The organism is Pseudarthrobacter sp. RHLT1-30-1 (assembly GCF_059383415.1).
Genome location: NZ_JBWZCG010000022.1, coordinates 41,625 through 55,138 on the forward strand (window position 1 = coordinate 41,625; position 13,514 = coordinate 55,138).

At 67.7% G+C, this 13,514-nt stretch carries 11 protein-coding genes and 1 tRNA gene; 7 read left to right on the top strand and 5 right to left on the bottom strand.

The features are described from left to right. Positions 1-8: 8 nt before the first annotated feature. Complete coding sequence (locus AC50YM_RS15280; RefSeq protein WP_494957803.1) at positions 9-1,193, bottom strand: MarP family serine protease; 1,185 nt, start codon at positions 1,191-1,193, stop codon at positions 9-11. 208 nt (positions 1,194-1,401) lie between these two features. Between AC50YM_RS15280 and AC50YM_RS15285 the strand changes: the two genes are divergently transcribed. After that, a complete protein-coding gene (locus AC50YM_RS15285) occupies positions 1,402-2,079 on the top strand; it encodes a Crp/Fnr family transcriptional regulator (RefSeq protein WP_011693220.1) in 678 nt (225 codons plus the stop codon). Between the two features lie 324 nt (positions 2,080-2,403). On the opposite strand, the gene AC50YM_RS15290 is transcribed toward AC50YM_RS15285, so the two are convergent. Genes AC50YM_RS15290 through sp36 form a run of 3 tightly spaced genes read right to left on the bottom strand, consistent with a single transcriptional unit; the run spans position 2,404 to position 4,059 of the window. Continuing rightward, positions 2,404-3,315, bottom strand: a complete 912-nt coding sequence (locus tag AC50YM_RS15290; protein ID WP_494957804.1) for an NUDIX hydrolase — start codon at positions 3,313-3,315, stop codon at positions 2,404-2,406. A 16-nt stretch (positions 3,316-3,331) separates the two neighbouring features. Then, positions 3,332-3,901 (bottom strand): RidA family protein, encoded by a 570-nt coding sequence (locus AC50YM_RS15295; protein WP_494957805.1) that lies wholly within the window; start codon positions 3,899-3,901, stop codon positions 3,332-3,334. 2 nt (positions 3,902-3,903) lie between these two features. After that, positions 3,904-4,059 carry a Sp36 family protein gene (gene sp36, locus AC50YM_RS15300; protein ID WP_159828426.1) on the bottom strand — a complete coding sequence of 52 codons (156 nt, stop codon included), beginning with the start codon at positions 4,057-4,059 and terminating at the stop codon, positions 3,904-3,906. Between the two features lie 37 nt (positions 4,060-4,096). Between sp36 and AC50YM_RS15305 the strand changes: the two genes are divergently transcribed. The 5 genes from AC50YM_RS15305 (at position 4,097) to AC50YM_RS15325 (ending at position 11,603) form a co-directional block, all read left to right on the top strand. Continuing rightward, complete coding sequence (locus AC50YM_RS15305) at positions 4,097-6,373, top strand: transglycosylase domain-containing protein (RefSeq protein WP_494957806.1); 2,277 nt, start codon at positions 4,097-4,099, stop codon at positions 6,371-6,373. Positions 6,374-6,376: 3 nt separating this feature from the next. Then, positions 6,377-7,324 (top strand): metallophosphoesterase, encoded by a 948-nt coding sequence (locus tag AC50YM_RS15310; RefSeq protein WP_494957807.1) that lies wholly within the window; start codon positions 6,377-6,379, stop codon positions 7,322-7,324. Between the two features lie 477 nt (positions 7,325-7,801). Next, positions 7,802-9,634 (top strand): ABC transporter ATP-binding protein, encoded by a 1,833-nt coding sequence (locus AC50YM_RS15315; protein WP_494957808.1) that lies wholly within the window; start codon positions 7,802-7,804, stop codon positions 9,632-9,634. Further along, positions 9,631-11,460, top strand: coding sequence for an ABC transporter ATP-binding protein (locus tag AC50YM_RS15320; protein WP_494957809.1), 1,830 nt, complete (start codon positions 9,631-9,633; stop codon positions 11,458-11,460). The genes AC50YM_RS15315 and AC50YM_RS15320 overlap by 4 nt, the downstream gene beginning before the upstream one ends. Before the next feature lie 66 nt (positions 11,461-11,526). Beyond that, positions 11,527-11,603 (top strand) — tRNA-Pro (locus tag AC50YM_RS15325). Between the two features lie 248 nt (positions 11,604-11,851). On the opposite strand, the gene AC50YM_RS15330 is transcribed toward AC50YM_RS15325, so the two are convergent. After that, positions 11,852-12,094: a hypothetical protein gene (locus AC50YM_RS15330; protein ID WP_494957810.1), complete on the bottom strand. Its 243-nt coding sequence runs from the start codon at positions 12,092-12,094 to the stop codon at positions 11,852-11,854. A 142-nt stretch (positions 12,095-12,236) separates the two neighbouring features. Here AC50YM_RS15330 and AC50YM_RS15335 point away from each other — a divergent pair, with 142 nt between their 5' ends. Next, positions 12,237-13,505: a helix-turn-helix domain-containing protein gene (locus AC50YM_RS15335; RefSeq protein ID WP_494957811.1), complete on the top strand. Its 1,269-nt coding sequence runs from the start codon at positions 12,237-12,239 to the stop codon at positions 13,503-13,505. Positions 13,506-13,514 lie beyond the last annotated feature (9 nt).

Genomic DNA, 13,514 nt, shown 5'->3' on the forward strand with positions numbered 1-13,514 from the left:
CGGCCCGGTTATTTCTGGATGCACTGTCCCGGGGAGACGGCACGGCCGAGGCCCGGCGCCTTGGCGGCGACCGGCCCCAAATCCGTCATCGTGATGGCATAACCCAGCGACGATTCCTCCGTGGCCTTGGCGAAGATCACGCCCGCGACCTGCCCGTCGGGGGTCAGCAGCGGTCCGCCGGAGTTGCCCGGCTGGACGTCCCCGGCAATCCGGTACACGTCCTCCGGCGCGGGATTGCCGCCGTAGATGTCCGGCACCAGCACCGTCGCAATGTCCTGCACGGTGGCGGGTTTGGACTGGAACGGGCCGCCGTGGGGGTAACCGGCAAACGCTGCCGGGCTTCCGGCGGGCAGGTCGGCGCTGAGCGGCAGCGGGGCCGCGCCCAGGCCGTCCACGGCCACGACGGCGAGGTCATGCTGGCTGTCGAAGTACACCACGCGCCCGGGCAGGGCGCCGCCACCGGGGATTTCCACGACCGGTTCGGGCACGCCGGCGACCACGTGGGCGTTCGTGACCACCCTGCCGGGAGACACCACGAAACCCGATCCGGTCTGGTTCTGACCGCACTGGTAGGCGGTGCCCGCAATCTTCAGGACCGAAGCCGCGGCGTTGTTCAGGGCCGGGGTGTTGGTGCTTGCGTCCGGAACGGCCACCGGCTGGCCCTGGCCGATTCCCTCGAACAGGGTCGGGATGCCCTCGCCGATCACAGTGGACCGCAGCTGGGCCATCGACGCCTTTACCGGCACGGGAGTCACGCCGTCGATGAAGCGGATGACCTTCGACTCGGCCAGCGGCTGGGAGACGAAGGGAACGCCGAGCGCACCGAGGCTGAAGGCCAGCATCGACATGACCAGGGCGGAGACCACCACATTGACGCCGCCGCCGGCCACGCGGTCGATCGACCGGAGCGGCCTGATCCGCACGACGTTGCGGACCCGGCGGCCGATCGCCGTGCCCAGCCCGTGCCCCAGCACCATCAGCAGCACGGCGGCGGCAATGATCGCCGTGAGGCGCCAGCCGCTGTCCGGCACCAGGCCGCTGACAATGGGGACGGACAGGAACGCCGCCACGGCGCCCGCGGCGAAGCCCGCGATGCCGCCGACGGTGACCAGGAAGCCGTTGCGCAGGCCATGGATCAGGTAGGAAAGCAGCGTCAGGATCAGGACGAGGTCCAGGATGGTCAAGCCGAACACCAAAGCTCCTTGATAGGCAGGTAAGCCCCAATTCTACCGGCGCCGGCTGACAGTTTGCCGGGCGCGCCGGGCGGCCCCGCGGTGGGTGCTCCTGCCGCCCCGGGCATGACGTTTGCCGCGTTTCGGTGCCAAGTACGTCACAGAAGCTCCAAAATTCTGAAACAATGGCTGAAGCGCCCCAGCCGACACAGTTTAGTCAGGAGTTTTCATGGATATCGAGGTATTGCGCCGCGCACCCCTTTTCGCCACGCTCGACGACGAGGCGTTCCGTCTGTTGACGGACGAACTCACCGAGGTGGACCTCTCACGCGGAGCCTCGGTATTCCGGGAAGGCGACCAGGGCGACCAGCTCTACTTCATCGTCTCCGGCAAGGTCAAGCTCGGGCGCACGTCCCCGGACGGCCGCGAATCACTGCTGGCCATCCTCGGCCCGGGTGAACTGTTCGGCGAAATGGCGCTGTTCGATCCGAGCCCCCGCACTGCCACGGCAACGGCCGTCTCGGAAACGCGCCTGGCCGGACTCAAGAACGAGAGCCTCAATGCGCTGCTGCGCACCCGTCCGGAGGTTTCGGCCCAGCTGCTGCAGGCCCTGGCCCGCCGGCTGCGCCGCACCAACGATTCCCTCTCCGACTTGGTCTTCTCCGACGTTCCGGGCCGGGTCGCGAAGGCGCTGCTCGACCTGGCGGACCGCTTCGGCCGTCCCGCCACCGACGGCGTCCTGGTCGCCCACGAGCTGACCCAGGAAGAACTGGCCCAGCTGGTCGGGGCTTCCCGCGAAACCGTCAACAAGGCCCTCGCCGAATTCGTGCAGCGCGGCTGGCTGCGCCTGGAGGCCCGCGCCGTCGTCATCCTCGACATGCAGCGCCTCCGCCAGCGCTCCCGCTAACCCTGTTTGGCAGCACACCGAAGGCCGGCCCGTGAAAACGGTGCCGGCCTTCGGTGGTTAAGCCCTACCCCTATCCCCCTCCCGCGGGACATGCCCAGTCCCCGCGTCCAGGAGTGGACACAATGCCATCATGTCCATCCGCCCGGGCCACCGGTGGACATGTCCAGTGGTACGGCGGGATGAGCCAGAGGACATGCCCTGTCCTGGTCAGAGCTCCCGCGGGACATGCCCAGTCCCCGCGTCCAGGAGTGGACCCAATGCCATCATGTCCATCCGCCCGGACCACCGGAGGACATGTCCAGCCGGGGGCGGGGTGGAGGCGGGTCAGCGTTCGCGCTGGGGTTCTCCGGCGACGGTCTTGGCCGCCTCGACCTCGAGCATGAGCTGCCCGTCTTCCTCGACGAGCTTCGGCTGGTAGACGTGGAATTTGCGCTTGTAGCTCAAGTACGCGATGCAGCCGTTGGCCGCCGCCATCTTTTCGAGCATGATCTCCGAGCCGGGCACCAGGAGCTCGCCGAGCGTGCGCCCGACCGTGTTCTCCTGGCCCACCTCGTCGCCGAGTGCGGTGGTGGTCCGTTCGTCGATGACCCTGCGGGCGCAGACCCAGCGGCCCCAGACGCCCTTGGTGGCCAGCAGCGACGGCTGCTGGTTCACGGGCACCGTTGCGGCGAAATAGCGGGTGTTGAAGCGGCGGTGCGCGAAGTCCGGGCTGAGCCAGTTGACCAGGGGTTTGAGCAGGTCCGTCCGCACCGAGAGCCCGCGCTTGGCGAGCACCTCGGTGAAGGACTTCTCCTGCTCCGCGACGGCAACCCGGGCCCGCATCCAGTCCGCGGAAGTGGTCGCCTCCACCGTGGTGGACAGGTCGGGCCCGGCCAGCAGAATGCCGGTTTCCTCGAACAGTTCACGGATGGCGCCGACCACGTGGCGGCGCGCCAGCCCGACGTCGGCGGTCCCCATCTGCTCGGCCCAATGCTGCGCCGAGGGGCCCAGCCAGCCGACGGCGTCGTCGTCGGACGCCTCCAGCGATCCGCCGGGAAAGGCGAGAACACCCAGCGGTGACGTGCCGGGCCGGTAGCCCAGCCACGTCTCCAGCCCCGTCGGCGAATCGCGCAGCAGCACCACCGAGGAAGCGAAGCGGGGCTTGCGGGGCGTCCGCTCACCGTGTTCAATCCAGCTGCGGGCCGCCCCCTCAAGATCCGGGGGAAGATCAAACAGGCGTCGGGCTAACTGAGGCAAGGGAGTTGACCGGCCTTTAGGCGAATTCGGCGATCAGTTCGACTTCAACCGGGGAGTCGAGCGGGAGGACGGCCACGCCGACGGCGGACCGTGCGTGCTGGCCGGCGTCGCCGAGGACCTTGCCGAGCAGGTCGGACGCGCCGTTGATCACACCGGGCTGGCCGGTGAAGGACGGGTCGGAGGACACGAAGCCGACCACCTTAACGATCCTCGTGATCCGGTCCAGGTCACCGATGACACTCTTCACCGCGGCCAGGGCGTTGACGGCGCATACCGCGGCGTACTGCTTGGCAGCCTCCGGCGAGACGGTGGCCTCATCCGAGGCGCCCTCGGTGCCGGAGGACACCTTTCCGGTCGCCTCAAGCTTGCCGTTGATGAAGGGCAGCTGGCCGGAGGTGTACACGTGGTTGCCGGAGACCACGGCGGGCACGTAGGCGGCGACCGGGGCGGCGACCTCCGGCAGGCTCAGGCCGAGCTCGGCGAGGCGCTGCTCGACGGCGGACGACGCGCCGGTGCCGGCGGCGCTCTGGGCCGGCGCCACGGACTCTGCGGAGGCGCCGGGAGCGGCGGATGCGGGGGTGCTCATGGCTACTGCTTCTCCCGCTTCAGGTAGGCAACGAGGCCGTTGCCGTCCGGGCCTGTGACAACCTGCACGAGCTCCCAGCCGTCGTCACCCCACTGGTCCAAAATCTGCTTTGTGGCGTGGATAATGAGCGGAATCGTGGCGTACTCCCATTTGGTCATGAGCTAAAGCCTAGTCCTTGCCGGTAAAGTGGAAAACATGGCGACTGGTAAGAACCCTTTATTTGACACGGCCACCACCCTCGGAAAGATCCTTCTTTTCCTGGGCGTGAGCGCCATTTGTGGCGTCCTGGTGGCGGGGCTGCTGGTCCCTGCGGCCGCTGTCACCGGCGGCTCCGCGAGCGGATCGATCAAGTTCTTCGAGACCCTCCCGGCCGAACTGCAGGTGGACCCGCCGAGCCAGTCGACGTCGATCCTGGCCTCCGACGGCAGCGTGATCGCCAACCTCTACGCCGAGAACCGCACCCGGGTGTCCCTGGACCAGATGTCGCCGTATGTCAAGGACGCGGTGATCGCCATTGAGGACAGCCGCTTCTATGTGCACGGCGGGGTGGACACCACCGGCATCATGCGAGCCCTGGTCAGCACCGCCCGCGGCAACCGGCAGGGTGCCTCGACCATCACCCAGCAGTACGTGAACAACGTCATCAACTCCACACTCGAGGCCGAGGGCAAGGGTGACCAGGTTCTCCTGAACGGTGTGAACAAGGGCGTGGGCGACAAGCTGCGTGAGATGAAGCTCGCCATCGCGCTCGAGAAGAAGTTCACCAAGGAGCAGATCCTTGAGGGCTACCTCAACATCGTGTTCTTCAACCGGGACGCCTACGGCATCGAGGCCGCGTCCAAGTTCTTCTTCAGCACCACCGCGAAGGACCTGACCCTGCCGCAGGCAGCGCTGCTGGCCGGCCTGGTCAACAGCCCGTCCTACTTCGACCCGATCAACAACCCGGAAAACGCCAAGGTCCGCCGAGACCTCGTGCTGCAGTCCATGCTGACGCAGGACAAGATCAAGCAGCCCGCCTACGACGCCGCGGTGGCCACCCCGGTGGAAACGAAGGTCACCCAGCCGCGCCAGGGTTGCGCCTACTCGACCACGGCCCCGTACTTCTGTGACTACGTGCTGCACCTGCTGCTGAACAACCCGGCCTACGGCGCCGACGCGAAGGAACGTGAGCGGGCGGTGTTCCGCGGCGGCCTAACCATCAAGACCACGCTGGATCCGAACGCCCAGGCGGTGGCACAGGCCCAGGTGGAGGCCTCCGCCGGGGAAAACCCGGACAAGTGGGGCGCCTCGCTGGTCTCCGTGCAACCGGGCTCGGGCAAGATCGTATCGATGGCCCAGAACACCCAGTTCCTTGAGGCCGAAGGAAAGTTCAACAACGTCATCAACTTCAACGTCGATACGCGGGACGCCCAGGGCAACGACCTCGGCGGCCTGGGCGGCTTCCAGCCCGGCTCCACGATGAAGCCCTTCACCTTCGCCGCGTGGCTCAACGAAGGCAAGTCGATGAACACGGTCCTCAACGGTTCCGTGCGCAAATACCCGTTGAACTACCGGTGGAAGAACACCTGCCCCACCCCGGTCGACGGCGCCTACAACACGGCGGAAAAGCGGCTCGGCGCGGCCGATGACCTGCAGAACGCCGAAGACGGCTACTACAAGAACATGAGCGTCGTCGACGGCCTCGCGAACTCGATCAACACCATGACGTTCGCCACGGCGGCGGGTGTGGACCTTTGCGGCATCCAGAAAATCGTCGACGCCGCCGGAATCCACGCGGGCCAGACCAACGAGCCCGTCCCGATGACGCGGCTGTCCAACCTGATCGGCGCGACCCAGACCTCGCCGCTGACCATGGCCAGCGCGTTCGCCACCTTCGCGAACGACGGCAAGTACTGCGAGCCGATGGCCATCGAGTCGGTGACCGATGCCAGCGGAAAGCAGCTGCCGGCGCAGGCCACCAGCTGCCGCGATGCGATCAAACCGGAAGTTGCCCGAGGTGTCAGCTTCGCGCTGCAGGAAGTCCTCAACCGTGGCTCCGGCTCCCTGATCAGGCCGCGGATCTCCACCAAGACCAGCTTCCCGATCGCCGCCAAGACCGGCACCAACGACCCCAACAACTCCACCTGGGTGGTCGGCTACACCAGCGGACTGGCGACGGCATCCTGGTTCGGCGACGCGCTGGGCGGCCAGGACCGGCCGGGACGCAACCTGACCTTCAACGGCAAGTCCTACAAGGCGATCGACGGCTACATGATCGCGGGCCCGCAGTTCTCGAACTTCATGACCCAGGTGGCCCCGGCCTACGGCACCAACCCGTTCACGGCCCCGCCGTCGAATCTGGTGACCGGCCCGACTCCCACCACGGCACCGAGGCCCTCGACGCAGTCGACACCGTCGGCACCGGATCCGTCCGCCCCGGCCCCGGAGCCGGTGCCCACGGACACCAAGCCCGGCAACGGCGACAAGCCCTAACCGATGGCCACCAACAACACACTGGCAAGCCGCGTCCGAAGCATCGGGCGCGGCTTTGCCGTCACCGCCGCCGCCGGTGCCCTGACGGGTGCCGCCGCCACCGGCTACGGGCTGTGGGAGAAGAACCAGTTCGTCCTGCGCGAGGAGACCCTGCCGATCCTCCCGGCCGGATTCGGCCCGATCCGGGTTCTGCACCTGAGCGATATCCACTTCGTGCCCGGACAGCACCGCAAGGCCGCGTGGCTGTCCTCGCTCGCGGAACTGGAACCGGATCTGGTGGTCAACACCGGCGACAACCTCAGCCACGCCAAGGCGGTGGAACCGGCGCTGGAGGCGCTGCGCCCGCTGATGAAGTTTCCCGGCGTCTTTGTCCCCGGTTCGAACGACTATTTCGCCCCGCGGCTGAAAAACCCGGCTGCCTACTTCCTGGGACCGTCCGCCAAGCCCCAGGATCCCATCAAACTGGACTGGCCGCGGCTCCGTGCCGGCTTCGGCATGGGCGGCTGGGTGGACCTGACCAACCGCTGCCAGTCGCTGATCGTCAGGAGCCTGCGCGTCGATTTCTCCGGCGTCGACGATCCGCACCTGGGCCTCGAGCAGTACGCCGGCTGGCCCCGGGGCACCAAGGGCCAGGACAGCGCTCCGCACCTGCGGGTCGCCGTCATCCACGCCCCGTACCAGCGCGTCCTGGACCACTTCACCGCGGACCAGGCCGACCTGCTCCTCGCCGGCCACACCCACGGCGGCCAGATCTGCGTCCCGGGATTCGGTGCGCTCGTGGCCAACTGCGATCTGCCGACCTGGCGAGCCAAGGGCCTGCACGACTGGGAAAGCAACGGACGCACGACGCCGGTCAACGTCTCCGGCGGCATCGGCACCTCACGCTTCGCCCCGGTCCGGATCGCCTGCAAACCCGAGGCCGTGCTGCTCACGCTCACACCGCGCCCCTGAGCCCACCCGGCTTCTCCCGGCCCCGCCACCGTGCCCCGGCCCAGCCACCCGGTCACCGGGCACCGCTAGGCCCCGCCAGGCCCCGCCACCGCCGGGCCCCGCCACCGCCAGGCCCCGCCACCGCCAGGCCCCGCGGGGCATGCCCTCCCCGGGGCTCCGCGGGTGGACATAGTGGCCTTATGTCCACTCCCCGAGGCCGACGCTGGGCATGTCCTCCCCCGGCCTGCCCCGGCCTGCCCCGGCCTGCCCATGCCACCGCGGGACATGCCCTCCCCGGGGCTCCGCGGGTGGACATAGTGGCCTTATGTCCACTCCCCGAGGCCGACGCTGGGCATGTCCCGCGGCCAGCATTGGGCATGTCCTCCCGGGCGGCCGCGGGGCATGTCCCGCGGGGCGATGATGGCCTAGGGTAGTTGCTACAGATAACTACATCCGGTTGCGTTTACCCCTACGCAGCTGAGTTCTTAAGAAGCGGGCATGGCCAAGCAGACCTCATTTTTCTCCTCCATCAGCCGTCTTTATCCCCACGTCAGGCCGATCATTCCGCGGCTCGTTATGGGTCTGCTCTGCGCCCTGACGGCCAGCGTGGTGGCCCTGACAATCCCCCAGGTGCTGCGGGTGCTGGTCAACGAGTCGCTCCAGCCCGGCGGCAGCGCGGACGCGGTCTGGATCGCGTCCCTGGTGGTCCTGGGCCTGGGTGTCGCCGAGGCCGGCCTGGTCGCGCTGCGCCGGCAGTTCGTGATCAATCCCGCCACCACCGTCGAGACCCGGATGCGGGTGTCCCTCTATGACCATCTGCAGGACCTGACTGTCTCCTTCCACGACCGGTGGGGCTCCGGCCAGCTGCTTTCCCGCGCCATGACGGACCTGAACTTCCTGCGCCGCTGGATGGCTTTCGGCGCCATCATGCTCGTGGTCACCACCCTGACCGTGGTGATCGGCGTCGTGGTGATGTTCACGATGAGCTGGCAGCTGGCGCTGATCTTCCTCGCCGCCGCCGTGCCGATCATGGTGTACGGCTTCCGCTTCCGCACCCGCTTCAGCAAGGTGGCCCGCCGCAGCCAGGACCAGGCCGGGGACCTCGCCACCACGGTCGAGGAATCGGTCCACGGGATCCGGGTGCTCAAGGCGTTCGGCCGCAGCCGCGAGGCGCTGGAGAACTTCAACGAACAGGCCGAGGAGCTCCGCCAGACGGAAATCGTCAAGGCCAAGCACGTGGCCACGTTCAGCATGGTCGTGACGCTCCTGCCCGAGCTCGCCCTCGGAGCCGGCCTCGTCGTCGGCGTCCTGCTGGTTTCAACCGGCGAGCTGAGCATCGGCGCGCTGGTGGCGTTCTTTGCCACCGCTGCGGTGGTTGCCACGCCGGTCGAGTTTTCCGGCACGCTGCTGGCCATGGCCCTCAACGCCAAGTCCGTGCTGGACCGGCACTTCGAGGTGATGGACTCGGTGAACACGATCACCAGCCCGGCACAGCCGCGCCGCCCGGCCGAGCTGAAGGGCACGCTTAGCTTCAACGAGGTCACCTTCGCCTATGAGGATGCCCCGGACAAGCCCATCCTGAAGGGCATCAGCCTGGCGCTCGAACCCGGCGAAACGATGGCCCTGGTCGGAACCACCGGCAGCGGCAAGAGCGCGCTGCTCCAGCTGGTTCCCCGGCTCTTCGATGTCACCGACGGCGCCGTCACCATTGACGGGGTGGACCTGCGCGAGTTCAGTGTCGAGGAGCTCCGCACGGTCGTCGGCGTTGCGTTTGAAGACACCACCCTGTTCTCCAACTCGGTCCGCGACAACGTGATGCTGGGCGCCCCGGCCGGCCTGCCGGACGGGCAACGCGAGCGGGCGCTGGAGGAAGCGCTCGACGTCGCCCAGGCCCACTTCGCGTACTCGCTGCCGGCGGGCCTGGACACGCTGATCGGCGAGGAAGGACTCAGCCTTTCCGGTGGCCAGCGGCAGCGCATCGCCCTGGCCCGGGCCATCGCCGCCCGGCCCAGGGTCCTGGTCCTGGACGATCCGCTCTCCGCCCTGGACGTCCACACCGAGGAACTTGTCGAGACCAGGCTGCGGCAGGTGCTCTCCGGCACCACCACGCTGATCGTGGCCCACCGCCCGTCCACCGTGGCAATGGCGGACCGGGTGGCGCTGCTGGAGGACGGCCGGATCACCGCGGTCGGCACCCACACCGAACTGCTCGCCGAGAACCGCCACTACCGCCACGTGATCGCCAGCCTCGATCCGGAGCCGCGGGACCTCGACTCCGACCTGCTGGATTCCGATCTGTCAGGCCTTGGCGCCGAGGAGATTTCCCGATGAGCAGCACAACGTTCGGCACCGCGAACGAGGACAACGCGCACCTGTCCCGGACCGAGAGCAAGGCCGTGCGGCGCCGCTCCCTTGCCCTGCTCGGCTCGCTCATCCGCCCGGTGCGCCGGCGCTTCTGGCTGACCATTGCCGCCGTCGTGCTGTCCCAGGCGGCGCGGGTCGCCGGGCCGGCGCTGATCGCCTTCGGCATCGACCGGGCACTGCCTGCCCTGCGGGCCGGTGACAACGTCCCGCTGCTGCTCACCGGCGCCGCCTACCTGGCGGCCGCCGTCGCGACGGCGGGCCTCACGGCCCTGTACGTGACCTCGACGGCGCGGCTGAGCCAGGCGATGCTGCTGGACCTGCGCGTCCGGGTGTTCCGGCACACCCAGCGGCTCAGCCTGGAATTCCACGAAAAGTACACCTCGGGGCGCATCATCGCCCGGCAGACCTCGGATCTGGAGGCGCTGCGGGAGCTCCTGGACTCCGGAATCAGCTCGCTGGCCTCGGGGCTGCTGTTTATGGTGCTGACCGCCGCGACGGTGGTCGCCCTGGACTGGCGCAGCGGGCTGCTGGTCCTGGCCGCCGGCGTGCCGATGTACTTCCTGACGCGGTGGTACCAGAAACGCTCCCAGATCGCGTTCCGCGAATCCCGCGTCGCCTCCTCAGGGATGATCGTGCACTTCGTGGAAACCATGACCGGCATCCGCGCGGTCAAGGCCTTCCGCAAGGAACGCGACAACGCCGCACGCTACGCCACCCTCGCGGAGGACTACCGCAGGGTCACGGTCCGCTCCATCAACCTCAACGGCATCTTCCAGCCCGGCCTGGTGCTGATCGGCAACGTCTGCGTCGCCGTCGTCCTGCTCTTCGGCGGCTTCCGGGTGCTCAGCGGCGATCTCGCCGTCGGCGTGCTGCTGGCCCTGATTCTGTCCACCAAACGGTTCTTCCAGCCGGTGGACCAGATGGCCATGTTCTACAACTCCTTCCAGAGCGCCCAGGCGGCGCTGGAGAAGGTCTCCGGGCTGCTGGAGGAGGTTCCCACCGTCCGGCCGCCCACGAACCCGGTGGCACTGCACGACGCCCGCGGAACGATCGACTTCAAGCAGGTCGAATTCCGCTACGGCGACGGCCCGGTGGTCATCCCCACCCTGGACCTGCACATCCCCGCCGGCCAGACCGTGGCGCTGGTGGGCCAGACCGGTGCCGGCAAGTCCACCTTCGCCAAGCTGATCGCCCGCTTCTACGACGTCACCGCAGGCTCGCTGACGCTCGACGGCGTGGACCTGCGGGAGCTCGCGACGGCGGACCTGCGCCGGAACGTCGTGATGGTCACCCAGGAGGCCTTCCTGTTCAGCGGCTCCGTGGCGGACAACATCGCGCTGGGCCGGCCGGAGGCGTCCCGCGACGAAATTGAGGCCGCCGCGCGGGCCGTGGGCGCGCACGGGTTCATCCAGGCGCTCCCCGAAGGCTACGACACGGATGTCAACAAGCGCGGCGGCCGGGTTTCCGCCGGGCAGCGCCAGCTGATCAGCTTCGCCCGGGCGTTCCTGGCCCGACCCGCCGTGCTGATCCTGGACGAGGCGACGTCCTCACTGGACATCCCCTCCGAACGGCTCGTCCAGACCGGCCTCGCGGGGCTGCTCAAGGGCAGCGGGCGCGACGCCGGACGGACCGCCCTGATCATCGCGCACCGCCTGTCCACGGTGGAGGCCGTCGACCGGGTCCTTGTGATCCACGACGGGCGCGTCGTCGAGGACGGCAGCCCGGCAGCGCTGATCGGCGGCGGGGGCCGGTTCGCCCAGCTGCACGGAGCCTGGAAGGATTCGCTGGTCTGAGACCCCGATTTCGCATCCGGGCCCCCCATCGGATAGTCTTGTGAAGTTGCTTTTGAAGTAACGGATCGGGATGTGGCGCAGCTTGGTAGCGCGCGTCGTTCGGGACGACGAGGTCGCAGGTTCAAATCCTGTCATCCCGACCAATCAAGAAGAGGGCCTTCCAGCTGGAAGGCCCTCTTCTTTGTGTGCCCGCCATGTGACCGACTTGTGACCGACTTGTGGCCTCCGACCCCATCAGCCGGCGCCGCCGTCGAAAACCCCATCGGCTGCTCCACAACTGCCGTTTTGACCCCTCAAAAGGGCCGAGATGGAGCAGCCGCTAAGGGCTTCAGGGCAAAAAACAGCTCCGGGACACCCTTGCAGGTGTCCCGGAGCCATGTAGAGCTACTGCTTACATCGGGTCGGGCCAGTTGCCGATGTTGGTGGAGAAGGTCATCGGGTCCGGCCAGTTGCCAATAGCCGAGAGGCTTCCCTGGGGGGAGCTCATCGGATCGGGCCAGTTCCCGATCGCCAGGATGGATCCCATGGGATCCGGCCAGTTGCCGATAGCGTTGATGGACAGGACTGCGGGAGCCGCTGCGGAAAGAGCCAGCGCCCCGGCCAGGGCGACAGAAGCTGCAATCTTCTTGATCATGTGGGTTCCTCAATACGAGTCTGAAACGAGTCGGACACAATACAAAGCCAGCAAGAGCCCTTGTTGACATATATTGTAAAATGGCTTGTACAGAGACTGTCAAGCATTTAGTACAAAGACTGTCCGGAATTAGGAGGTATCCGTGGGGAACGGATTCGGGGAAAAACTCCGAGCAGAACGGCTGGAGCGCGGCCTGACGCAGGCCGAACTGGGCCGCGATCTGTACTCGCCCAGCTACATCTCCCTGCTGGAGACTGGGCGCCGTGAACCAACGGCGGACGTGATCGAGGAGCTGGCCCGGCGGCTTGAACTCGCCCCCAAGGCCTTGGAAGCCTGGAGCCAGCCGGTGTCCGTCAGCGACGCCGAATACGTGCTCGCGGGACTGTATGCCCGCCAGGCCTGGGACCTGCGGGATTACAACCTCGCCGCGTCACACGCTGCGACGGCTGCGCAGATCGCGCTGGAGGCCAAGAACACCAGCGCCTGGTGGAACATGAGCTACATGCAGGCGGAATGCCTGATGAAACAGGGTGAGCTGAAGGAATGCCAGGACCTGGTGCAGCGGCTGCTGGACCACCCGATGGCCGCCGAGTCAGCGGGCCTGGGCGTGCGGGCCCGGCAGATGCTCGCGGCGGTATGCCACGGCCGGGGGCAGCTGGCAGTCGCCGTCGAACACGCGCAGGAAGCGGTCCGGCTCTGCGCCGAACTGCCGAAGGGATCCACCCTGATCATTGGCGCGCTGCGCGCCCTGATCGGCGCGCTGGCCGAAAGCGGCCGCCTCGATGAGGCATGGCAGTACTGCCAGGACATGAACGAGCAGATGGACGACCATTCCATGACCCAGCTCGCCGGCGAGGTCGCCTGGGTGATCGGCAACGTGGCGTTCATGCGCCACGACTACCAGGAGGGCATCAAGTACCACGAGCGTGCGGCGCAAATGCTCTCCCCCGCGAACGACATCGACCTCTGGGCCCGGTTCAACAAGGCCTCGGCCGCCGTCCGCCTGTCCTCCGGGATCGTCGAGCCCGAAACGCTGACCTCGATCGAACGGGCCGAACTGGCGCTCTCCATCGTGGGGGGCAACAAAACGGACCACCTCGAGGTCGCGTTCATCCGGGCCCGCTGGCTCTACTTCACCGGCGATATTGTCGCTGCCGTCCAGAAACTGCGCGAAATCCACGCCGACAAGGACGCCCTGGCCAAGCACGTCGCCGGCGAAGTCTCGCTGCTGCTCGGCAAGGCGCTCAAAGCCGCCGGCGAATCCGACGAGGCTCTCGTCTACCTCGAGGAAGCGCAGCGGGAATTCAGCGCAGCCGGCGCCTCGGACCGGGTCCAGCAGTCAATGGACGCCGTGCTGGAAATCCGGCTGGCGCAGCGCCGGGCGCAGGCCGCAGCTTCCGCCGGAACCTAGCGGCCCCCG